Below are 21,831 nucleotides of genomic sequence, written 5' to 3' on the forward strand. Positions count from 1 at the left end.
AGTATACTTAACCCAACTTCACTTCTTACTCACGATTTCCAGCGGAGATTGGCATGGATCAGAACAAACAGAAGGCACTGGCGGCTGCGCTGGGTCAGATTGAAAAGCAGTTCGGCAAAGGTTCCATCATGCGTCTGGGCGACAGCAAGACCATGGATATCGAAGCCATCTCTACCGGCTCCCTCTCGCTGGACGTGGCGCTGGGCATCGGCGGTCTGCCGTGTGGCCGTATCGTCGAGATCTACGGCCCGGAATCTTCCGGTAAAACCACCCTCACCCTGCAGGTGATCGCGGAAGCCCAGAAGAAAGGCAAAACCTGTGCCTTCGTCGATGCAGAACACGCCCTTGACCCTATCTATGCTGCCAAGCTGGGCGTCAACGTCGACGACCTGCTGATCTCCCAGCCGGATACCGGTGAACAGGCGCTGGAAATTTGCGACATGCTGGTTCGCTCCAACGCCGTTGACGTCATCATCGTCGACTCAGTGGCGGCCCTGACCCCGAAAGCGGAAATCGAAGGCGAAATGGGTGATTCCCACGTTGGCCTGCAGGCCCGTCTGATGTCCCAGGCGCTGCGCAAGCTGACCGCCAACATCAAGAACGCCAACTGCCTGTGCATCTTCATCAACCAGATCCGGATGAAAATCGGCGTCATGTTCGGTAGCCCGGAGACCACCACTGGTGGTAACGCGCTCAAGTTCTACGCCTCCGTGCGTCTGGATATCCGTCGTATCGGCGCCATCAAGGAAGGTGACGAAGTGGTCGGTAACGAGACCCGCGTCAAAGTGGTCAAGAACAAGGTAGCCCCGCCCTTCAAGCAGGCTGAATTCCAGATCTTCTATGGTGCCGGTATCTCCAAAGAGGGCGAGCTGGTGGACTTGGGCGTCAAGCACAAGCTGATCGACAAGGCCGGTGCCTGGTACAGCTACAACGGCGAGAAGATCGGTCAGGGCAAGGCCAACGTCATGAAGCTGTTCGCCGAGAACAAGGTAATGGCTGGCGAAATTGAAGCGCGCCTGCGCGAACTGCTGCTCTCCGGTGCCGTACCGGCAGAAAAGCCGGTGGCAGCTGCCGCCGAAGAGTTTGAAGACGAAAGCGAACAAGAGTTCGAATAAGGTAAAGGAGGCCGGGTTGATACCCGGCCTTGTCATTTATGGTCGATGAATCTCTCCCCGAACCCGTTGAACTCTCCTTTGAAGAGCTGTTTGCCGCTGCCCGCGCCTTTGCCATGCGCAGTCTGGCCCGTCGCGAGAGCGCCGAGTCCGAGCTGGCCAACCGGCTGCGCCAGCAGGGTTTCAATGAAGAGGTGAGCGAGGCGGTGGTCGACTACTGCCGCGGTTACAACTGGGTTAACGACGAACGTTACGGTGCCATGGCGGTGCGGGCCGGTGCAGCCAAGGGACATGGCCCCATCAAGATCCGCTTCGATCTGCGCCGCAAGGGGCTCGATGATATGCAGATCGATGCCTCCTTCGATCAGCCGGAACTGGACTGGTTTGAACTGGCGTTTGCCCTGCTCGAACGGCGTGCCCGGGTGGCCGATCTGGCGGATTTCAAGCTGCGGATGAAGTGGCTCAAATACCTGCTGGGGCGTGGTTTTACCCAGGATCAGGCGCGTTATGCGATATCAACCCTGCAGGAGTCGGCCTCAGAGTAACGGGGCCGGTGCCTTGTTGCGTGATGCAAGGTCATGAGACAACGCCTTGCCCTCGGCACTCTTTCCTCTTCTATGCACCACCCAGTGATACCCCTTATCTCGCATTTACAGGATTTTTCTTGCCCATTCAGTGGCTTGGGGGCCGGGTGTGATGAAAGGCTGGTTCTGCCGTGCCACATGGCTATTTTCCACTGCTTTTGGCCTGATCCCCGGCTCAAAAAGCCTCTGTTTGCCTCCCTTTTCTCTTCGTATCCATTTATGCGCGCTTTTTCGCCCGTGACGGGCCTGTACGTTTTACTTTACCCCGCAGAAAACTTACATTAATGCGGTTAAAAGTCCGTATTCGAATCAAGCAGGATTTTCCATGTATATGTCCACGTCAGAGATACGCGCTGCGTTTCTCGAGTATTTCCGTTCCCAGGGACACCAGGTTGTCTCCTCCAGCTCGCTGGTACCGCATAACGACCCGACCCTGTTGTTTACCAACGCGGGTATGAACCAGTTCAAGGATGTGTTCCTTGGCGCCGAGAAGCGTGCCTACAACCGCGCCACCACGTCCCAGCGTTGTGTCCGTGCCGGTGGTAAACACAATGACCTGGAAAACGTCGGCTATACCGCCCGTCACCACACCTTCTTCGAAATGCTGGGCAACTTCAGCTTCGGCGACTACTTCAAGCATGACGCCATCAAGTTTGCCTGGGGTTTCCTGACAGAAGTGCTGCAGCTGCCGAAAGATCGCTTGCTGGTGACCGTCTACGCGACTGACGATGAAGCGTTCAATATCTGGGAGAAAGAGGTCGGTGTACCGGCCGATCGTATCGTGCGCATCGGTGACAACAAGGGTGCCCCTTACGCCTCCGACAACTTCTGGGCGATGGGTGATACCGGCCCGTGCGGTCCCTGCACCGAGATCTTCTATGACCACGGCGATCACATCTGGGGTGGTCGTCCCGGCTCGCCGGAAGAGGATGGCGACCGTTTCATCGAGATCTGGAACGTGGTGTTCATGCAGTTCAACCGTCAGGCTGACGGCACCATGGAGCCGCTGCCCCGTCCGTCTGTGGATACCGGCATGGGTCTGGAGCGTATCTCCGCCATCATGCAGGGTGTCCACTCCAACTACGAAATCGACATCTTCCAGGCGCTGATCAAGAAAGCGGCCGAGATCGTCGGTACCACAGATCTGAGCAACCAGTCCCTGCGCGTCATCGCTGACCACATCCGCTCCTGCGCCTTCCTGGTGGCAGATGGCGTGATGCCGTCCAACGAAGGTCGCGGCTATGTGCTGCGCCGCATCATCCGTCGCGCCGTGCGCCACGGTCGCAAGCTGGGTGCTACCGACGTCTTCTTCTACAAACTGGCTGCCGAGCTGGCGGTGCAGATGAAGGATGTGGGCGCCGAGCTGATCGCCCAGCTGCCGCTGGTCGAGCGCGTGCTGCGCATCGAGGAAGAGCAGTTCGTCCGCACCCTGGATCGCGGTCTGCTGCTGCTGGAAGATGTGCTGGCCAACCTGGGCGACGCCAAAGTCGTGCCGGGCGAGGTGGTGTTCAAGCTCTATGACACCTATGGCTTCCCGGCCGACCTGACTGCTGACGTGGTGCGCGAGCGCGACATCGGTATCGATGAAGAGGGCTTCACCGTCGAGATGGAGAAGCAGCGTGCTCGTGCCAAAGAGGCCTCCAGCTTCGGCGTGAACTACAACGAGATGCTCAAGCTCGACTTCGAAACCCCGTTCACCGGTTACAAGAACCTGAGCGAGCGCACCCGTGTGCTCGGCATCTACAAGGGCACCGACGAGGTGAATGGCCTGATCGCCGGTGACGAAGCGGTCATCGTGCTGGAGCAGACCCCCTTCTACGCCGAGTCCGGTGGTCAGGTGGGCGATAGTGGCACCCTGAAAGTGGACGACGGCATCTTTGCCGTGACCGACACCCAGAAAGCGGGCAAGGCGATCATCCACAAGGGTTACATGGAGCTGGGTACCCTGGAGAAGGGCGCCGAAGTGGAAGCCGTGGTCGATGGCGATCGCCGTCAGGCCATTGCTCTGAACCACTCCGTGACTCACCTGCTGCACGCCGCCCTGCGCCAGTCACTGGGTGATCACGTGACCCAGAAAGGTTCTCTGGTGGGGGCCGAGCGCATGCGTTTCGACTTCTCCCACTTCGAGGGGTTGACCATGGCGACCATTCGTCGCATCGAAGAGCTGGTCAACGCCCAGATCCGTGCCAACTACGAAGTCAGCACTCAGGTGATGGATCTGGAAGCCGCCAAGGCTGCCGGCGCCATGGCGCTGTTTGGTGAGAAATATGAAGACGACGTGCGCGTGGTGCGCATGGGCGACTACTCCACCGAGCTGTGTGGCGGTACTCACGCCAAGCGCACCGGTGACATCGGCTTCTTCAAGATCATCGCCGAGAGCGGTATCGCCGCTGGTGTGCGTCGTATCGAAGCGGTGACCGGCAAGGGCGCCATTGACTTCATGCACCAGCTGGCCGAGCAGTTTGAAGAGGCTGCTGCACTGGTGAAAGGTGATCAGTTCTCCATCGGCAGCAAAGTGCGCCAGATCCTGGACAAGTCCAAGATGATGGAGCGCGAGCTGGAGCAGCTCAAGGCCAAGCTGGCCGCTCAGGCCGGTAACGATCTGCTGAGTCAGGTGATCGAGATCAATGGTCAGAAGGTGCTGGTTGCAGCACTGGAAGGGGCCGATCCGAAATCTCTGCGCGGCATGCTGGACGAGCTGAAAAACCGCATGAAGTCCGGTGTCGTGCTGCTGGCCACCTGTGCCGACGGCAAGGTTAACCTGATCGCGGGTGTCACCAACGACCTGACCGGCAAGGTCAAGGCCGGTGAGCTGGTCAATCTGGTTGCCCAGCAGGTGGGTGGCAAGGGCGGTGGTCGTGCGGACATGGCACAGGCGGGTGGTACCCAGCCTGAGGCGGTGCCGGCAGCGCTGCAATCCGTTCACTCCTGGCTGGAAGAGCGCCTGTAATAGGGCGAGGTGATCTGTGGCACTCTATGTACAGAAGTACGGCGGCACCTCGGTCGGCACACTGGAGCGGATCGAGGCGGTAGCTGAGCGGGTCGAGCAGACCCGCGCCCAGGGACACGACGTGGTAGTGGTTGTCTCCGCCATGTCGGGCGAAACCAACCGGTTGCTGGGCATGGCCCAGCAGCTGGATCCTGATGCCAACCGGCGCGAGATGGATGTGCTGGTCTCCACCGGTGAGCAGGTCACCATAGCGCTGCTGGCGATCGCGTTGAACAAACGCGGTTGTCCTGCGGTCTCAATGACCGGTGATCAGGTGCGCATTCATACCGATTCCGCTTATGGCAAGGCGCGCATCACCCACATCGACACCGAGCTGGTTCAGGCTGAACTGGGGGCGGGCAAGGTGGTGGTGATCGCCGGTTTCCAGGGCCGTGACGAGCATAACGCCATCACGACCCTGGGCCGCGGTGGCTCGGACACCACGGCGGTTGCCGTAGCGGCGGCCATCAAGGCCGATGAGTGCCAGATCTTTACCGATGTGGATGGGGTATACACCACGGATCCGCGCATCGAGCCCAAGGCGCGTCGTCTCGACACCATCACCTTCGAGGAGATGCTGGAGATGGCAAGTCTCGGTGCCAAGGTGCTGCAGATCCGCTCGGTGGAGTTTGCGGGCAAGTACCGCGTCCCGCTGCGGGTGCTGTCGAGCTTTATCGATGGAGAGGGAACCTTAATCACATATGGAGGTGATAGGATGGAAGCTCCCCTGGTATCCGGGATCGCTTTTAACCGCAACGAGGCCAGCCTGACCATTCTGGGCGTGCCGGACAGACCAACCGTTGCCGCGCAGATCCTGAATCCGATCAGCGACGCCAACATCGATGTCGACATGATTGTGCAGAACACCCTGGGAGATGGCACCGCCGATTTCACCTTCACGGTGAATCGTGACGACTACCGCCGTGCCCGGGCACTGCTGGAGGAGACCGCCACTGCGCTGGGCGCCTCCTGCGTGCAGGGAAATGGCGAGATTGCCAAGGTTTCCATTGTCGGTGTCGGCATGTGGAACCATCCCGGTGTTGCGCGCACCATGTTCAAGGTATTGGGCGAGGAGGGGATCAACATGCAGTTGATCTCGACCTCTGAAATCAAAATCTCTGTGGTCATTGACGAGAAGTATCTGGAGCTGGCAGTGCGCGCCCTGCACGCGGCTTTCGGGTTGGATCAGGCACCGCAGGAGCAGCCCTTGGGCTAACAATCTCTGATTGATTTAGTTTCAACCATTTACCATATCGGTATCTTTGTAAGATAATGTCGCATATCGATATAAAAACAAAACAGGATACAGGAGCAAGCGAATGCTTATTTTGACTCGTCGTGTTGGGGAAACCCTGATGATTGGTGATGAAGTGACTGTCACCGTACTGGGCGTTAAAGGTAACCAGGTCCGTATCGGTGTGAACGCACCGAAAGAGGTCTCCGTGCACCGCGAAGAGATCTACCAGCGCATCCAGGCCGAGAAAGTACCGGGCCAACCGGGCTTCTAAGCTGCGTTCATGGCTGTGACAAGGCGACACCCTATGTGTCGCCTTTTGTTTTTCTGGCCCCCCAAAAATCGCCCTGCAAGGTGCGAAACTGCGGGATAAGTGCCGATATTGTTTGAATATTCCACGCTTTGGCCAAATGCTGAGCGAACGCGCTTTTTTCTCCAAAAAAGTGTTTGACTAAAAATCCCTGTGAAGTATTATCAGCCCCGCAAACGGAGAGGTGGCCGAGAGGCTGAAGGCGCTCCCCTGCTAAGGGAGTATGCGGCTTATACCCGCATCGGGGGTTCGAATCCCCCCTTCTCCGCCATTTGCGCCCGTAGCTCAGCTGGATAGAGTACCTGGCTACGAACCAGGTGGTCAGAGGTTCGAATCCTCTCGGGCGCACCATATTACGACTCAAGCAAGAGTCATGTGTTGACCATCAGCAAGTCGACACTTTGGAAAAGGCTTACTGATAAGTAAGCTTTTTTTATCGTTTTAAAACAGGGCGCCCGTAGCTCAGCTGGATAGAGTACCTGGCTACGAACCAGGTGGTCAGAGGTTCGAATCCTCTCGGGCGCACCATTTAAAACGACACAACGATTTATGAGCGCCCGTAGCTCAGCTGGATAGAGTACCTGGCTACGAACCAGGTGGTCAGAGGTTCGAATCCTCTCGGGCGCACCATTTTTCAAGCAGTACCAAAAGTTTGTGAGCGCCCGTAGCTCAGCTGGATAGAGTACCTGGCTACGAACCAGGTGGTCAGAGGTTCGAATCCTCTCGGGCGCACCATATTTCAAGCAGTATCAAAAGTTTATGAGCGCCCGTAGCTCAGCTGGATAGAGTACCTGGCTACGAACCAGGTGGTCAGAGGTTCGAATCCTCTCGGGCGCACCATACAGACAGCCTCGACTTCGGTCGGGGCTGTTTTTTTATGGGCGAAATTTACCCCTGTCGTGTGGATCCGCGTTCGCTGTGGCGTCCGGGTCACTCTCCTGCCAGTCTGTTCTTGTTCTCTTTTCTCCCCCTTCTGTTATTGCGCCGCGCTCTTCTGAACGGTGCCACCCTTTGCCTCATCTGCAAGCGGGCTGTATGCCTGCTGTTGCTGCGGGGGACTGCGCGCAGCTCATCACTGAGGGTTTGGCTATCAACATCCCGTAAGGCCTGCTGAGGCGTTCTGCGGGCAATAAAAAAGGATGCCGCAGCATCCTTTGGTGTTGAGAGCATTACTCAGCTTTTCAGCCATTTGCGAATGCGGTTGGCATCGCCGATGGGAGTGCGTTTGCCCACCGAGTTGAGCAGCACGATAGCAAGCTCCTGATTGTCCGGCTTGGCGCGCATCACCAGACAGCGGCCCGCTTCGTCAGTGAAGCCGGTTTTGGAGAGGCGCACGTCCCAATCCGGGTTTTTCACCAGCGGGTTGGTGTTGTTGAACATCAGGCTGTAGGCGGGGGAGCTGAACCGCATCTCACGGTTCTCATCCTGAGTGAACTGACGGATCAGCGGCTGACGATAGGCGGCGGCGGCCAGCTTGCCCAGATCCTGGGCGGTGGAGACGTTGCGGGTGGAGAGGCCGGTGGAGTCGTAGAAGTGGGTATTGCGCATTCCGAGCGCTCTGGCCTTGTTGTTCATGGCCCGCACGAAGGCGCTGCGACCACCCGGATAGTGACGCGCCAGTGCCGAGGCCATCCGGTTTTCGGAGGACATCAGCGCCAGATGCAGGGCATCGCGACGGGTCACCTTGGTGCCCATGCGGATGCGGGAGTGGGTGTGTTTGACCCGATCCAGATCGTTCTTGTCGACCGTGATGGTCTGGTTGAGATTCTGCTTGGCATCCAGCACCACCAGCGCTGTCATCAGCTTGGTGAGGGAGGCGATGGGACGTACCTTGGTGGCATTCTTCTGGTAGAGCGTCTTGCCCGTTTTTACATCCACGACCAGGGCGCTGCTTGAGCGTACTTCCAGTTTGGCTGGGTTGGGTGCCGCGTTGACCGCAGGCAATCCCAGCATTCCCATCAACCCGACAACCAGCGCTGCTGCGCGAATCCGACACCACATACAACCGACTCCATTCCCATCCAAAAAAAGGCGCTAGATTCACTCATTTTTACCCCGGCTTTACAAGGGCCGAGCGGGACTATTTCTGCTATTTGCGCAAAATAGGGGATCAAAAAAGCCCTCTGGCGAGGGCTTTCGGGTCGGGCGTTGCGCGAGGGGTCAATCCCGCGGCTGCGCGGCCTTGCGTTTGCTGATCCAGCGCCATACCAGCGCCACCATGCCACCTACCAGCAGGACCACCGGCAGATAGATGATGATGTTGAAGAACTGGGTCTGGTATTCGGCTGCCAGCTTGGTGTGGCTCAGGTAGTAGCCGGTGCCGACCAGCGGGCAGATCCACATGATGGAACTGATCAGATTGACGATGAGAAAGCGCCCCTGCGGCAGCTCGGTGGCACCGACGATATAGGGGTAGGCGGTGCGCACGAAGGCGATATAGCGCGCGGTGATCAGGGTGATGATCCCGTACTTGTCCAGCAGGTGGTAGACCTTCTGCTGGTGTCGCTCTTCCACGTGGGACATCAGCCGGTGGTAGAGCTGGGTATGGCCGAGGAAGCGCCCCTGCATGTAGCCGAGCCAGGTGCCGACAAAGGTGGCCATGATCAGCAGCGGGATCACTCCGAGTGACAATACATCCTGATAGATAAGCACGCCGGTGAGGAGCAGCAGGCTGTCACCGGGCAGAAAGGCGGTAGGGATGAATCCGTTCTCCAGTACCAGAAACGTCAAAATCACACCACAGATCATGAAGGCCATCTTGGGATCGGAAAGTGTGTTCAGATCGTGATTCATAAAGGCGTGAGCCAGTTGGTAAAACTGCTCCATACTTGCAAACTCCGCAGGTTAGCTGGGTTGATCGGTCAAGGGCATGGCGAGCACCTTGTCGATGCGCAGGCCATCCATGTCAACAATTTCCAGTTGCCACTGTTCCAGTGTCACCAGGTCTCCGGTGTGTGGAACACGACCAAGGAGCAGCATGATAAGCCCTCCGAGGGTGTGATAGTGATGTTTTTCTTCTTCTGGCAGACGAACCAGCTCCAGACAGTCCTTCAACTCCGGCAGCGGGATCAGGCCATCGAGCAGCCAGCTGCCGTCGGCGCGCCGGAATGCCCAGTTGTCGCTGCCATCCTCCTGCTGGAAATCCCCCGCCAGCGCCTCCAGCAGATCCTGCTGGGTGACCAGCCCCTGTAATTCGCCATATTCGTCCACTACCAGCACCATCTGTTCGCTGTGGGTGCGGAAGTGGTTGAGCAGCTCGACGCCGTTGAGGGTTTCGGGCAGCAGGCTGCCCTCCTGGGTCAGGGCCGACAGATCGATAGGCTCTCCCTTGATATAGGCGTGCAGCACCTTGCTGACATTGATGATCCCCACCAGCTCTGACAGGTTGCCGTCGCAGACCGGAAAATAGCTGTGGCGATACTCCACCAGCCGCTGCAGGTTGGCCTCCAGCGGCAGCGCCAGATCCAGATAGCGGATATCGCTGCGCGGCACCATCAGGGAGGAGAGGCTGCGCTCGTCGAGACGGAAGACGTTGCGCAGCATGGTGTGTTCATGATCCTCGATCACCCCGGCTTCCGATCCTTCCACCAGCATGGCGTGGATCTCCTCCTCGGTGACATTGTTACTGCCATTCTGGTTGACCCGCAGCAGCCGCAGGCTGGCATTGGTGGAGGCAGACAGCAGCCAGACGAAGGGGCGAGTCAGGGTTGCGAGCCAGTGCATCGGGCGGGCCATCAGGCAGGCGATGCGCTCGGCATTGAGCTGGCCAAGCCGCTTGGGCACCAGCTCCCCCACCACGATGGAGAGGTAAGTAACCACCACCACCACGATGACGGTGGCGATCAGGCCGCTGCTCTTGGGGGATAGTCCCCACTCCTGCAACCAGAGCGAGAAGGGCTGGGCCAGTAGCGATTCGCCATAAATACCGTTGAGCAGGCCAATGCTGGTGATACCGATCTGGACGGCAGAGAGAAAATGGGTCGGGTCTTCACCCAGTTTGAGGGCGATGGCGGCGGAGCGGTTGCCTTCATTGGCCAGTTTGCCGAGGCGTGCCTTGCGTGCGGTGACGATGGCGATTTCTGACATGGCGAAGACGCCATTAAGCAAAATCAATCCCAGCAGGATCAATATTTCCATACAGCAACAGCACCTCTTGAGTAGATAAGATCGCTGGCAGTGTAATGAATTTGGCCGCGATGCGCTTGTGAAAGCGGGTGATCCGGCTCGCTAATTTGCTGACGAGAGTCCGCAATGCCGAGAAAAGGGGCAAGGATGGAGCCAGCGAGACGGAGCGCGTGGCGAGGTGGACACTACGGGATGGAAAAGGGCGGGAAGTCCCGCCCTTGTTCATTACTTGTCAGACAACCTTTATCAGAACTGCTGGAACCAGCGCTGGATCTGGGCCGGATCCTTGCTCTGGGTCAGGGAGAGCATCAGCAGGATGCGGGATTTTTGCGGGTTGAGGGTGCCGGAGGCCACGAAGCCGTATTTGGCATCATCGATCTCGGCATCCAGGGTGGTGGCGCCGGTCGGCACGCGGGCGGAACGCACCACGCGGATACCATCCTTGCTCGCCTGAGCCAGGGTATCGAACAGGGTATGGTAGAGGTTGCCGTTACCCACACCGGCACTGACGATACCGTCGAACTTGGCGTTCACCATCGCCTTGGCGGGCAGATCGGTGGCGTTGGCATAGTTGTAGACGATGCCCACTTGCGGCAGCTTGTCGAGCTTGCTCACGTCAAACGGCGTCTTGCTGGTGTGCTGGCGGGCCGGGCTGCGCTGATAGTCGATCTTGCCGTTGTGGATGTAACCCAGCGGGCCGAAGTTGGGGGAGGCGAAGGTCTGCACCCCGGTGGTGTTGGTCTTGGTGACGTCACGGGCATCCAGCACGGTGTCATTCATCGCCACCATCACGCCACGGCCCTTGGAGCTCGGGTCGGAGGCAGTCACCACTGCGTTGTAGAGGTTGAGCGGGCCATCGGCACTCATGGCGGTGGAGGGGCGCATGGCGCCAACCAGCACTACCGGCTTGTCGCTCTTGACGGTCAGGTTGAGGAAGTAGGCGGTCTCTTCCATGGTGTCGGTGCCGTGAGTGATGACGATGCCATCCACGTCATCCTTGGCCAGCAGCTCGTTGACCCGCTTGGCCAGCTTGAGCCACACCTCGTCGTTCATGTCCTGGGAGCCGATCTTGACTACCTGCTCACCCTGCACGTCAGCGACGTTCTTCATCTCGGGAACGGCAGCAATCAGGGTCTCGATGGCTACCTTGCCAGCCTCGTAGTTGGACTGGGTAGCCGACTGGCCTGCCCCGGCGATGGTGCCGCCGGTCGCCAGAATATGGACGCTGGGCAGTGCCATTGCCATGGGGGAGAGAGTCAGGCCAACGACGGCGGCGAGCAGGGTCTTGCGGATCGGTAGGGTCATGCTGCAAATCCTTATGGTTGGAATAATCGCAGCAAGTTTGCCCATTTAAACAGCAATATCTGTGATAAAACTCACCAAAAGACAGCTTGGTACAGATTTTTAACCTGTTTAATACCTCTATAGAGATAAATTAACCTACCTGAAAGCCCTGGGCTTCGATCAGGGCTTTCAGCTCGGCCTTGCTCAGCCCGCTTTCGATGACGGCCTTGCTACTGGCGAAATCGACGGTTGCGGTGGTTACCGCAGGCTGGGCCAGCAACGCTTTTTGCAGACTGGCGGCGCAGCCACCACAGGACATGCCGGACACGGTGAGTTCGATGGTCATGGGATATCTCCTCTGTTGATGGGCGCCAGCCTAAAGCTGCCGCCTCCGGCAAGGTCAAGCAGTCAGTACATCAGGCCCAGATAGTTCATCCGGGTTGCTCCCGGCGGTGTGTGGGTGACATGCGAGCTAAGGTTCGTGCTGGCGATGAGGTTGGCAGTTTCCTTTGGCAGGGTCAGTACATCAAACCGAGGTAATTCATCAGGGTGGCCCCCAGGCTGGTAGTGACCAGCGAGCCAAGGGTGGTGGTTGCGATGATGTTTGCGGCCAGTACGCTGTCGCCCCCCATGGCGCGGGTCATCACATAGCTGGCCGCGGCGGTCGGGGTGGCGCTGATGAGGAACAGAATGCCGAGTTCCAGATGGCTGAAACCGAGCAGGGCGGCCCCCAGGGTGAAGGCTGCCGGAATGAGGCAGAGCCGCATGATGCTGGCCCAACCTGCCAGCGCCGCGCCACCGCGCAGGGCGTCGAGACTGAGAGAAGCGCCGGTGCAGAGCAGCGCCAGCGGCAACGTCATATTGGCGAAGTAGCTGCCGGTGGTGAGCAGCAGTTGCGGCATCTTGATGCCGAGCAGGGTAAACGGCAGCGCCGCCACAATGGCGATGATCAGCGGATTCTTGATGATGCCGAGCAGAATGGGGCGAATGCCGGTGGCGCCGCCGAGACTGCGGGTGAGGGTGATCACCGCGAGAATGTTGTAGAGCACGGTCACCGCGCCGACATAGAAGGCCGCCGCCCCCAACCCCTCGTGGCCGTAGGCGTTCTGCACATAGGCGAGCCCGATGATGGCGCTGTTGCCGCGAAAGCTCCCCTGCACGAAGATGCCGCGCAGCCGTTGCTCGCCGATAAAACGCCCGGCCAGCAATTCCAGCACCAGATAGCTGATAACGGTGGCCAGCAGGCCATAGCCGATAAACCAGAGGCTCGGCATGGTGGCGAAGTTGGTGCCCAGAATGCTGAGAAAGAGCAGGGCAGGCAGGGTGACCTGAAACACCAGTCGCGAGGCGGATTCGGTAAAAGGATCCGGCAGCAGTCCCAGCCGCTTGAGCAAGATGCCGAGCAGCAGCACCACGCAGATGGGGCCCGTGATGGAGAGGGAGAAGAGCAGACTGGCCAGCAGATCCATGATGAGCATCCTGTGCTGTGCCCACACACCCGGACGGCGGGGCAAAAAGGGCATTCTAACGCCATGGGCTTGTATTCACAGGGGTTAATCACAACAATGTGGGCAATTCCACCGCCTAGCCTCCTGTGAGCCAATTCATGGATAAGAAACTGACCATCCTCGATATCGCCCGACTGAGTGGCGTCGGCAAGTCGACCGTCTCCCGGGTGCTCAATCAGGATCCCAAGGTGAAGCAGGAGACCCGCGAGCGGGTGGAGCAGATCATCGCCGAGCATGGCTTCGTGCCGAGCAAGTCGGCGCGGGCCATGCGCAGCCAGAGTCAGCAGGTGGTGGGGATCATCGTCTCGCGGCTCGATTCCAGCTCGGAGAATCAGGCGGTGCGCGGCATGCTGGAGACCCTCTACCAGCGTGGCTACGATGCCGTGTTGATGGAGAGCAAGTTCTCCCCCGCCAAGGTGCAGGAGCATCTGGCGGTGCTGGAGCGGCGCGGGGTGGATGGCATTATCCTGTTCGCCTTCAATGACTTGGACTATGCCGCCATGGCGCCGCTGAAAGAGAAGCTGGTGCTGGTCGCCCGTGAATACCCCGGTTTTTCTTCGGTCTGCTTCGACGATACCGGATCGGTGCGCACCATGCTGGGCCAGCTCGCTGCCCGCGGTATCCACGACATCGCCTATCTGGGGGTGGATACCGCCGACCTCACCACCGGCCAGCGCCGACTCGACGCCTACCTCGGCTATTGCGCCGAGCAGGGGCTGGCGGCGCGCAGCGCCCTCGGCGATCTCAGCTTGCAAAGCGGCTACCGGCTGGCTGCCGAGCTGCTCACCCCGACGACCGGCGCACTGGTCTGCGCCAGCGATACCCTCGCCATCGGCGCGGCAAAATACCTGCAAGAACAAGGGCGTAGCGAGGTGCTGGTGACCGGCCTTGGCAACAACTCCATGCTCACCTTCCTCTTCCCCAACGCCCTCACCCTGGATCTCGGTTACAAGGGGGCAGGGGAGCAGGCGGCCCGCCAGCTGCTTGGCCAGATCGAGCAGGAGCAGCCGCCGCTGGCGACCATAGCACCCTGCCGCACCCTGTGAGCCCCATCACTCTGGATTGAACAAAAAACGCGCTTTTTGTGACGCTGGCCACGAATTGGGAACGTTCCCATTTTGATCTGGCGAGATTGTCGGCATGCTAAATGGGAACGATACCAAAAACGCTCGAGCCCAAAGAGTAGCTCGCAAGGGCGATGCAGACCACTATTCAATGGCGTCACAGAGGGAAGACCCATGTCCAAGATCAACGCACAGCACCTGGCCATCCTGATCGACAAGATCGGTGGCAAGGAGAACATCGCCACCGTCAGCCACTGCCTGACCCGGTTGCGCTTCGTCCTCAGCGATCCGGCCAAGGCTGACAGCAAGGCCATCGAAACCATCCCGGCGGTGAAGGGAAGCTTCACCCAGGGCGGTCAGTTCCAGGTGGTGATCGGCAACGAGGTGGAGCAGTGGTACAAGGCGCTGACCGAAGAGCTCGGCGTCAGCGGTGGCAGCAAGGAGGCCGCCAAGCAGGCGGCGCGCCAGAACATGAACCCGCTGGAGCGCGGCATCTCCCATCTGGCGGAGATCTTCGTGCCGCTGCTGCCCGCCATCATCACCGGCGGTCTGATCCTGGGCTTTCGCAACGTCATCGGCGACATCAAGATGTTCGACGATGGTACTCACACCCTCACCGAGATCAGCCAGTTCTGGGCTCAGGTGCATGCCTTCCTCTGGCTGCTGGGCGAGGCGATCTTCCACTTCCTGCCGGTGGGCGTCTGCTGGTCTGCAGTGAAGAAGATGGGTGGCTCCGAGATCCTCGGTATCGTGCTTGGTATCACGCTGGTGTCGCCGCAGTTGATGAACGCCTATGGCATCGGCCAGCAGACCCCGGAGGTGTGGGACTTCGGTCTGTTCGTGATCCAGAAGGTGGGTTATCAGGCCCAGGTGATTCCGGCGCTGCTGGCGGGCGTGTTCCTCGCCTGGGTGGAGACCAACCTCAAGCGGATCATTCCGGCCTACCTTTATCTGGTGATTGTGCCGTTTGTCTCGCTGCTGCTGGCGGTGATTGTGGCCCACGCCTTTATCGGTCCGTTCGGTCGCTGGCTGGGTGATGGCGTCGGTTTCGCAGCCAAGGCGGCCATGACCGGCTCCTTCGCTCCCATCGGTGCCGCCCTGTTCGGCTTCTTCTATGCGCCGCTGGTCATCACCGGCATCCATCACACCACCAATGCGGTGGATCTGCAGCTGATGCAGAGCATGGGTGGTACCCCGATTTGGCCGATCATTGCCCTCTCCAACATCGCTCAGGCGTCTGCCGTGGTGGGGATCATCCTCATCAGCCGCAAGGAGAACGAACGGGAGATCTCGGTGCCTGCCGCCATCTCCGCCTACCTCGGGGTGACCGAACCGGCCATGTACGGTATCAACCTCAAGTACAAGTTCCCCATGCTGTGCGCCATGGTGGGATCGAGCCTTGCGGCCCTCATCTGTGGTTTCGCCGGGGTGATGGCCAACGGCATCGGGGTCGGCGGCCTGCCGGGCATCCTCTCCATCCAGCCGCAATACTGGGCCGTTTACTCCCTCGCCATGCTGGTCGCCATCGTGGTGCCGGTGGTGCTGACCCTGCTGGTCTACAAGCGCCAGCAAGCGGCCGGCAAGCTGGCTGAAGCGAGTGCCTGAATCTGATTGTCAGGGCGACCTTGCGGGTCGCCCTCTCCCATTTCAATTTGTGACAAGAGAAAGAGCCATGAGCCAAACACCCTGGTGGCAGAGCGCCGTGATTTACCAGATCTATCCCAAGAGCTTTCAGGATTCCGGCGCCCGTGGCACCGGAGATCTCAAGGGGATCATGGCCCGCCTCGATTACCTCAAGACGCTGGGCGTCGATGCCCTCTGGCTGACCCCGGTTTACGTCTCCCCGCAGGTGGACAACGGCTACGACATCGCCGACTACTACGCCATCGACCCCGCCTACGGCACCATGGCAGATTTCGAGGCGCTGCTGGCTGCCGCCCACGCGCGCGACATCCGCATCGTGATGGATATCGTGGTGAACCACACCTCCACCGAGCACGCCTGGTTCAAGTCAGCGCTGGGGGATAAAAACAGCCCCTACCGCGACTACTACATCTGGCGCGATCCGGTGGATGGCGGCGTGCCCAACAACTGGCAATCCAAGTTTGGTGGCAGCGCCTGGGATTTTGATGAGATTACCGGTCAGTACTACCTGCACCTGTTTGCCCGCGAGCAGGCGGATCTCAACTGGGAAAATCCGGCGGTGCGCGCCGAGGTGAAAAACATCATCCACTTCTGGGCCAAAAAGGGGGTAGACGGTTTCCGCCTCGACGTCATCAACCTCATCTCCAAGGATCAGGCGTTCCCGAACGACGAGATTGGCGATGGCCGCCGCTTCTACACTGACGGGCCGCGTATCCACGAATTTTTGCAGGATGTGAGCCGCGACGTGTTTGCCCCGGTGGGCGCCATGACGGTGGGGGAGATGTCCTCTACTTCGCTGGAGCACTGCCAGCGCTATGGCGCCCTCGATGGCTCCGAGCTCTCCATGGTGTTCAACTTCCATCACCTCAAGGTGGATTACCCCAACGGCGACAAGTGGACCAAGGCGCCGTTCGATTTCCTCGAACTCAAGCGCATCTTCAACCACTGGCAGAGCGGCATGCACGGCAAGGGGTGGTCGGCGCTGTTCTGGTGCAATCACGATCAGCCGCGCATCGTCTCCCGCTTCGGTGACGAGGGCGAGCATCGGGTAGTGGCCGCCAAGATGCTGGCCAGCACGCTGCACGGCCTGCAGGGCACCCCCTACATCTATCAGGGGGAGGAGATCGGCATGACCAATCCCGGCTATCAGCGCATCGATGACTATCAGGACGTGGAGAGCCGCAACATCTTCGCCATCAAGCAGGCGGAAGGGATGAGTGAGGCCGAGATCCTCGCCATTCTCGGCGCCAAGTCCCGCGACAACTCGCGCACCCCGATGCAGTGGAGTGCCGCCCCCAACGCCGGTTTCACCAACGGGATGCCCTGGCTCAAGCCAGCCGCCAACTATTCCGAGATCAATGCCGAGGCGGCGCTGGCCGACCAGAACTCGGTGTTCTGGCACTACCGGGATCTGATCCGCCTGCGCAAGGCGCACCCCATCATCACTCAGGGGGATTATCAGGAGCTGCTGACCGGGCACCCGCAGATCTGGGCCTATGCCCGCCGCGCCAACGGTCAGACCCTGCTGGTGGTGAGCAACTTCTACGGCGAGCCGGTGGAGTTTGCCTTGCCTGCCGAGCTGCAAAGCGGGCAAGGTCGACTGCTGCTCGGCAATTACCCCGATAGCCCGGCCAGACCGCAATCGGGTATGCTGCGCCCTTATGAATCCCTGATCTGGCTGATGGAGTAGTGAATGAACGAGGTGATGACGAAGGCACCGGTAATAGTGCGTGGTGCGGAATGGCAAAAGATGGTGGCGGGGGAGCCCTATGATGCGGGTGATCCTGCTCTGGTTGCGGCACGCGAACAGTGTCGTGCATTACTGGGTGAGCTGAACCGAGAGCCGACCAATTCCCCTGGATGGGATGATCGCCTCACGCGTTTGCTCGGTAGCCGTGCTGAGCGCTGTTTTATTACCCCGCCATTTTTTTGCGACTACGGCGCAAATATCCATGTGGGAGAGAATTTTTACGCCAATTTCAACTGCACCATCCTCGACGTCTGTGAGGTGCATATCGGCGACAACGTGCTGCTGGCGCCCGGGGTGCAGATCTACACCGCCGCTCACCCCGTTGCCGTCGCGCCGCGTATCAAGGGGGTGGAGTTTGGCAAGCCGGTGCGGATCGGCCACAACGTCTGGATTGGCGGCAGCGTCGTGATCTGCCCCGGCGTCACTATCGGTGACAACAGCGTCATCGGCGCAGGCTCGGTGGTGACCAAAGATGTGCCCGCCAACGTGGTGGCGGCCGGCAACCCTTGCAAGGTGCTTCGACCGATGACGGCACAGGAGCTTGAAGGCGTCATCCAGCGGTGAACAGGGGCCATGAATGTTCGCGCTATCTGATTGATAAAAAAGCGACTTTCAGATTGTTTTGTATTCAGTGCTTATGTTCCGGGCCGCTTGGCCGATACTGTTGAGTGCAGGAGGAACCCTATGGATATATCAAGTTCTGCAAATGCGTCGTTTGGTTCTGCTCTGATGACGGCCAGTCTGGCCAAGAAACAGCAGACCCAAGAGGGCGAAGCTGCGCTGAAGCTGCTGCAAAACGCAGCGCAATCAGCGCCGGTTGCACCGACATCGGCCAGCGCTTCTTTGGGAAGCAAGATCGATATTCGCGTCTGACCCTAATGAAAAAGCCCCCATCTCGCGATGGGGGCTTTTTTATCTCTGCGATTTGGCGCGAGCCTCTTCCGCTCAGAGCGGGAAGGGGGCTGGCGCCTCGAAGGTCATCCGCTCGCCGCTGCGGGGGTGGCTGATGGTCAGGCTGGCCGCATGCAGGTAGAGATGAGGCGCTGCCGCCAGCGCATCCGGATGGGCGTAGAGGTTGTCACCCAGAATGGGGTGCCCCAGCTCCAGCATATGGACGCGCAGCTGGTGCGAGCGACCGGTGATGGGGGTCAGCTTGATCAGGCTGTTGCCGTTCTCCACCTTCAGTTTCTGCCACAGGGTCAGGGCGTGACGCCCCTCTTCGTGGTCAACTTTCTGTTTCGGGCGGTTGGGCCAGTCGACGCAGAGCGGCAGGTCTACCTGACCCGACTCGGCCTCCGGCTCGCCCCACACCCAGGCTAGGTAGTGCTTCTCGGTCTCCCGCTCGCGAAATTGTCGGCTCAGCTCCCGATGTGAATTGGGATTGAGGGGAATGACAATGACGCCCGTGGTGGACATGTCGAGGCGATGAGCCGCCGCCGCCTTGGGGTGCTGCTGCTTCACCCGATGCAGGACGCTGTCTTCATTCTCGGGGCCGCGCCCGGGGACGCTCAGCAGGCCAGTGGGCTTGTTGACCACCATGATGTCCTTGTCCTTGAACAGGATATCGAGCCAGGGTTCCAGAGGCGGTGAGTATTCAAACATAAATGTCTCGCATCAGAAGGTGGGGGCAAGCCCCCATCAGTTATGGGTAACCACGATAAAGCGGCATTGGGTATCCAGTTTGAGCTGGGTCTGGCCGCTGTCGGTCGGTACCTTGTCAGTTATGGGTGACCACGATAAAGCGGATGGCATCCAGCTTGAGTTGGGTCTGATCGATCAGGTGGTGCAATTCTGCCTGCAGATTGCGCAGATAATCCAGTTCGCTGTCGCGCACGTTCGGGTTGACCGCTTTGAGCGCTTCCAGACGATCCAGATCCTGCTGCAGTGTCTGCGCCATCTGGGCACGGGCCTTGTCGACAATCCCGGCTTTCAGCTCTTCGGCAATCGGTTGAGCCTTGCCAATCAGACCGTGGATCACCGGTTGGGACGCGGTGACCAGCTTGCTGCCGAGGTGGCGGTTGACCGGAGTCAGCTGGCGGTTGAAGGCATCGAACGCCACTTTTTCACCCAGATTCTGGCCGTTCTTGTCCATCAGCAGACGGATCGGCGTCGGCGGCATGAAACGGTAGAGCTGGGGATGGGCCGCAGACTCGGCAACGAAGATCAGCTCAAGCAGGATGGAGCCGATGGGCAGCGCCTTGTTCTTGAGCAGGGCAACCGAGGTAGCACCGATCTCGGAACCGAGGATCAGGTCGATACCGCCGCGCATCATGGGGTGATCCCAGGAGAGCAGCGCCATGTCATCCCGCGACAGGGCGGTATTGCGATCGAAGGTGATGGTCATGCCATCTTGCGGCAGGCCCGGGAAGCTGGAGACCAGCATGTGATCCCCTGGGGTCAGCACCAGCGCATTCTCACCACGATCATCCTGGTTGACGCCGATCTCGTCGAACATCTTGAGGGCGAAGGAGATCATGCCGGTGTCGTCATCTTCGGCGGCCAGCTTGTCGACCAGTTGCTGGGCGGCTGCGCCACCGCTGGAGTGGATCTCCAGCAGGCGATCGCGACCCTGTTCCAGACGGGCCTTGAGCGGCTCGTGCAGTTCGCGGGTCTTGATCAGCAGAGCGTCGAGGGTGGCCTGATCGCCGGTGTTGGCGGCCAGCAGCTCGAACAGTTCGTCACGCACCGCTTCGAATACCGGGCGGGCAGTCGGGCAGGTCTGCTCGAACGCGTCCAGACCATCGTGATACCAGAGCTGCAGGGCGCGCTGGGAGGTGCCCTCCAGATAGGGAACGTGGATCTCGACGGTATTTTGCTGACCGATACGATCCAGTCGACCGATGCGCTGTTCCAGCAGGTCCGGGTTGAGCGGCAGATCGAACAGCACCAGATGACTGGCAAACTGGAAGTTGCGACCTTCTGAACCGATCTCGGAGCAGAGCAGTACCTGGGCGCCACCATCCTCTTGCGCAAAATAGGCAGAGGCCTTGTCCCGCTCGAGGATGGACATCCCTTCATGGAATACGGTGCCGCGGATCCCTTCACGGGTGCGCAGCGCCTCTTCCAGTGCGAGAGCGGTGGCCGCTTCGGAGCAGATCACCAGCACCTTCTGCTGGCGGGCAGAGAGCAGCAGCCCCAGCAACCACTCGACGCGCGGGTCGAACTGGGTCCAGGTGGCGTTGTCGCCTTCGAACTGCTGGAAGATCTTCTCGGGGTAGAGGTAACGCAGGGCGCGGGTCTGCAAATCGCCACCGTTGCCACCCATCATGCCCATTACCTTGATGGCGGTCTTGTACTGATCCGGCAGTGGCATCGGGTAGACGTTGAGATGACGCTCGGGGAAGCCCTGAATATTGGTGCGGCTGTTGCGGAACAGCACCCGGCCGGTGCCGTGCTGATCCAGCAGCTTGGCGACAGCCTGCTGACGGGCCGCAGCATCGCTCAAATCCAGCCCTTCCAGCTGGCTGGCGAGGATCTGTTTGGCTTCATCACTCAGGGTCTCGCCTTCCAGCAGCTCTTGCGCGGCGCTGGCGACCTGGCCATAGGCCTGCTCCTCGGCGAGGAAGGCCTCGTAGTCGTAGAAACGCTCGGGATCGAGCAGGCGCAGACGGGCAAAGTGGCTCTGGTGGCCCAGCTGATCCGGGGTGGCGGTCAGCAGCAGTACGCCCGGCACCTGTTCGGCCAGCGCTTCCACCATTTCGTAGGCGCGGCTGGGGGCATCTTCGCTCCACTCCAGATGGTGTGCCTCGTCGACAACCAGCAGATCCCACTCGGCTTCCAGCACCTGTTCGAAGCGACGACGCTTCTTGCGCAGGAAGTCGAGGCTGCAGATCACCAGCTGTTCGGTCTCGAAGGGGTTCTCTGCATCGGCGAATGCCTCGATGCAGCGCTCCTCGTCAAACAGGGAGAAGTGCAGGTTGAAGCGGCGCAGCATCTCGACCAGCCACTGGTGCTGCAAGGTTTCGGGCAGCAGGATCAGCACGCGATGGGCGCGACCGGAGAGCAGTTGCTGATGAATGATCATGCCCGCTTCGATGGTCTTGCCCAGACCCACCTCATCGGCCAGCAGTACGCGCGGGGCGTAGCGGTGACCCACTTCGTGGGCAATATAGAGCTGGTGCGGGATCAGGCTGACCCGGCCACCGGCCAGACCGCGAGTCGGATTGCGACGACGCTGGTGCTGGTTGATCAACGCCTCGTAGCGCAGGGTAAAGCGGGACATCCGGT

18 protein-coding genes and 6 tRNA genes (1 of these 24 running past the window's edge) are annotated in these 21,831 nt (G+C 59.8%); 16 read left to right on the plus strand and 8 right to left on the minus strand.

Annotated elements, in window-relative coordinates:
* Positions 1–53 precede the first annotated feature (53 nt).
* From recA to I6G90_RS18105, 11 genes are all read left to right on the plus strand, one after another.
* The gene (gene recA / locus I6G90_RS18055; RefSeq protein WP_042058789.1) at positions 54–1,115 is read left to right on the plus strand and encodes a recombinase RecA; all 1,062 of its coding nucleotides are present in this window, start codon (positions 54–56) and stop codon (positions 1,113–1,115) included.
* A 38-nt stretch (positions 1,116–1,153) separates the two neighbouring features.
* Positions 1,154–1,657, plus strand: a complete 504-nt coding sequence (locus tag I6G90_RS18060) for a regulatory protein RecX (protein WP_197928581.1) — start codon at positions 1,154–1,156, stop codon at positions 1,655–1,657.
* Between the two features lie 364 nt (positions 1,658–2,021).
* On the plus strand, positions 2,022–4,646 hold the full coding sequence (alaS, locus tag I6G90_RS18065) for an alanine--tRNA ligase (RefSeq protein WP_197928583.1): 2,625 nt from the start codon (positions 2,022–2,024) through the stop codon (positions 4,644–4,646).
* Between the two features lie 16 nt (positions 4,647–4,662).
* Complete coding sequence (locus I6G90_RS18070) at positions 4,663–5,901, plus strand: aspartate kinase (RefSeq protein WP_163127421.1); 1,239 nt, start codon at positions 4,663–4,665, stop codon at positions 5,899–5,901.
* A gap of 103 nt (positions 5,902–6,004) precedes the next feature.
* Positions 6,005–6,193: a carbon storage regulator CsrA gene (csrA, locus tag I6G90_RS18075; RefSeq protein ID WP_005336053.1), complete on the plus strand. Its 189-nt coding sequence runs from the start codon at positions 6,005–6,007 to the stop codon at positions 6,191–6,193.
* Between the two features lie 214 nt (positions 6,194–6,407).
* A tRNA-Ser gene (locus I6G90_RS18080) sits at positions 6,408–6,500 on the plus strand.
* A 3-nt stretch (positions 6,501–6,503) separates the two neighbouring features.
* Positions 6,504–6,580, plus strand: a tRNA-Arg gene (locus I6G90_RS18085).
* A 100-nt stretch (positions 6,581–6,680) separates the two neighbouring features.
* Positions 6,681–6,757, plus strand: a tRNA-Arg gene (locus I6G90_RS18090).
* A gap of 25 nt (positions 6,758–6,782) precedes the next feature.
* Positions 6,783–6,859 (plus strand) — tRNA-Arg (locus I6G90_RS18095).
* 28 nt (positions 6,860–6,887) lie between these two features.
* Positions 6,888–6,964 (plus strand) — tRNA-Arg (locus tag I6G90_RS18100).
* A gap of 28 nt (positions 6,965–6,992) precedes the next feature.
* A tRNA-Arg gene (locus I6G90_RS18105) sits at positions 6,993–7,069 on the plus strand.
* Positions 7,070–7,402: 333 nt separating this feature from the next.
* On the opposite strand, the gene pbpG is transcribed toward I6G90_RS18105, so the two are convergent.
* From pbpG to I6G90_RS18135, 6 genes are all read right to left on the minus strand, one after another.
* Positions 7,403–8,230 (minus strand): D-alanyl-D-alanine endopeptidase, encoded by an 828-nt coding sequence (gene pbpG, locus I6G90_RS18110; protein WP_197928585.1) that lies wholly within the window; start codon positions 8,228–8,230, stop codon positions 7,403–7,405.
* Positions 8,231–8,389: 159 nt separating this feature from the next.
* Entirely contained in the window at positions 8,390–9,055 is a 666-nt protein-coding gene (locus I6G90_RS18115; RefSeq protein ID WP_058053366.1) for a DedA family protein, read from the minus strand.
* A gap of 18 nt (positions 9,056–9,073) precedes the next feature.
* Positions 9,074–10,366 (minus strand): hemolysin family protein, encoded by a 1,293-nt coding sequence (locus tag I6G90_RS18120; protein ID WP_197928587.1) that lies wholly within the window; start codon positions 10,364–10,366, stop codon positions 9,074–9,076.
* A gap of 234 nt (positions 10,367–10,600) precedes the next feature.
* Complete coding sequence (gene ansB / locus I6G90_RS18125) at positions 10,601–11,659, minus strand: L-asparaginase 2 (protein WP_197928589.1); 1,059 nt, start codon at positions 11,657–11,659, stop codon at positions 10,601–10,603.
* Positions 11,660–11,789: 130 nt separating this feature from the next.
* The gene (locus I6G90_RS18130; RefSeq protein WP_197928591.1) at positions 11,790–11,984 is read right to left on the minus strand and encodes a heavy-metal-associated domain-containing protein; all 195 of its coding nucleotides are present in this window, start codon (positions 11,982–11,984) and stop codon (positions 11,790–11,792) included.
* A 172-nt stretch (positions 11,985–12,156) separates the two neighbouring features.
* The gene (locus tag I6G90_RS18135; protein ID WP_058053362.1) at positions 12,157–13,107 is read right to left on the minus strand and encodes an AEC family transporter; all 951 of its coding nucleotides are present in this window, start codon (positions 13,105–13,107) and stop codon (positions 12,157–12,159) included.
* A gap of 137 nt (positions 13,108–13,244) precedes the next feature.
* On the opposite strand from I6G90_RS18135, the gene treR reads away from it, so the two are divergent.
* The 5 genes from treR (at position 13,245) to I6G90_RS18160 (ending at position 18,477) form a co-directional block, all read left to right on the plus strand.
* Positions 13,245–14,192: a trehalose operon repressor TreR gene (gene treR, locus I6G90_RS18140; protein WP_197928593.1), complete on the plus strand. Its 948-nt coding sequence runs from the start codon at positions 13,245–13,247 to the stop codon at positions 14,190–14,192.
* Positions 14,193–14,384: 192 nt separating this feature from the next.
* Complete coding sequence (gene treB / locus I6G90_RS18145; protein ID WP_197928595.1) at positions 14,385–15,815, plus strand: PTS trehalose transporter subunit IIBC; 1,431 nt, start codon at positions 14,385–14,387, stop codon at positions 15,813–15,815.
* A gap of 67 nt (positions 15,816–15,882) precedes the next feature.
* Positions 15,883–17,544: an alpha,alpha-phosphotrehalase gene (gene treC, locus I6G90_RS18150; RefSeq protein WP_197928597.1), complete on the plus strand. Its 1,662-nt coding sequence runs from the start codon at positions 15,883–15,885 to the stop codon at positions 17,542–17,544.
* A 3-nt stretch (positions 17,545–17,547) separates the two neighbouring features.
* Positions 17,548–18,168 carry a sugar O-acetyltransferase gene (locus I6G90_RS18155; RefSeq protein WP_197928599.1) on the plus strand — a complete coding sequence of 207 codons (621 nt, stop codon included), beginning with the start codon at positions 17,548–17,550 and terminating at the stop codon, positions 18,166–18,168.
* A gap of 120 nt (positions 18,169–18,288) precedes the next feature.
* Complete coding sequence (locus I6G90_RS18160; protein ID WP_005336040.1) at positions 18,289–18,477, plus strand: hypothetical protein; 189 nt, start codon at positions 18,289–18,291, stop codon at positions 18,475–18,477.
* Between the two features lie 72 nt (positions 18,478–18,549).
* Here the strand turns inward: I6G90_RS18160 and rluA are convergent, their stop codons facing one another.
* Positions 18,550–19,206: a bifunctional tRNA pseudouridine(32) synthase/23S rRNA pseudouridine(746) synthase RluA gene (rluA, locus tag I6G90_RS18165; protein ID WP_111809435.1), complete on the minus strand. Its 657-nt coding sequence runs from the start codon at positions 19,204–19,206 to the stop codon at positions 18,550–18,552.
* A gap of 115 nt (positions 19,207–19,321) precedes the next feature.
* Positions 19,322–21,831: the 3' portion of an RNA polymerase-associated protein RapA gene (gene rapA, locus I6G90_RS18170; RefSeq protein WP_197928601.1), read on the minus strand. It continues 358 nt past the right edge of the window; only the last 2,510 of its 2,868 coding nucleotides appear in the window; its start codon lies off the right edge, out of view; its stop codon occupies positions 19,322–19,324.

Origin of the sequence: Aeromonas allosaccharophila (assembly GCF_016026615.1) — a bacterium.
Taxonomy (GTDB): domain Bacteria; phylum Pseudomonadota; class Gammaproteobacteria; order Enterobacterales; family Aeromonadaceae; genus Aeromonas; species Aeromonas allosaccharophila.

Excerpts from the sequence above, each read along its gene's own strand:
- I6G90_RS18115 (WP_058053366.1), bottom strand. The coding sequence starts at position 9,055 with ATGGAGCAGTTTTACCAACTGGCTCACGCCTTTATGAATCACGATCTG.
- csrA (WP_005336053.1), top strand. The coding sequence starts at position 6,005 with ATGCTTATTTTGACTCGTCGTGTTGGGGAAACCCTGATGATTGGTGAT.
- pbpG (WP_197928585.1), bottom strand. The coding sequence starts at position 8,230 with ATGTGGTGTCGGATTCGCGCAGCAGCGCTGGTTGTCGGGTTGATGGGA.
- I6G90_RS18130 (WP_197928591.1), bottom strand. The coding sequence starts at position 11,984 with ATGACCATCGAACTCACCGTGTCCGGCATGTCCTGTGGTGGCTGCGCC.
- treR (WP_197928593.1), top strand. The coding sequence starts at position 13,245 with ATGGATAAGAAACTGACCATCCTCGATATCGCCCGACTGAGTGGCGTC.
- recA (WP_042058789.1), top strand. The coding sequence starts at position 54 with ATGGATCAGAACAAACAGAAGGCACTGGCGGCTGCGCTGGGTCAGATT.
- I6G90_RS18120 (WP_197928587.1), bottom strand. The coding sequence starts at position 10,366 with ATGGAAATATTGATCCTGCTGGGATTGATTTTGCTTAATGGCGTCTTC.
- I6G90_RS18160 (WP_005336040.1), top strand. The coding sequence starts at position 18,289 with ATGGATATATCAAGTTCTGCAAATGCGTCGTTTGGTTCTGCTCTGATG.
- ansB (WP_197928589.1), bottom strand. The coding sequence starts at position 11,659 with ATGACCCTACCGATCCGCAAGACCCTGCTCGCCGCCGTCGTTGGCCTG.
- alaS (WP_197928583.1), top strand. The coding sequence starts at position 2,022 with ATGTATATGTCCACGTCAGAGATACGCGCTGCGTTTCTCGAGTATTTC.
- I6G90_RS18060 (WP_197928581.1), top strand. The coding sequence starts at position 1,154 with ATGGTCGATGAATCTCTCCCCGAACCCGTTGAACTCTCCTTTGAAGAG.
- I6G90_RS18135 (WP_058053362.1), bottom strand. The coding sequence starts at position 13,107 with ATGGATCTGCTGGCCAGTCTGCTCTTCTCCCTCTCCATCACGGGCCCC.
- I6G90_RS18155 (WP_197928599.1), top strand. The coding sequence starts at position 17,548 with ATGAACGAGGTGATGACGAAGGCACCGGTAATAGTGCGTGGTGCGGAA.
- rluA (WP_111809435.1), bottom strand. The coding sequence starts at position 19,206 with ATGTTTGAATACTCACCGCCTCTGGAACCCTGGCTCGATATCCTGTTC.
- treB (WP_197928595.1), top strand. The coding sequence starts at position 14,385 with ATGTCCAAGATCAACGCACAGCACCTGGCCATCCTGATCGACAAGATC.
- treC (WP_197928597.1), top strand. The coding sequence starts at position 15,883 with ATGAGCCAAACACCCTGGTGGCAGAGCGCCGTGATTTACCAGATCTAT.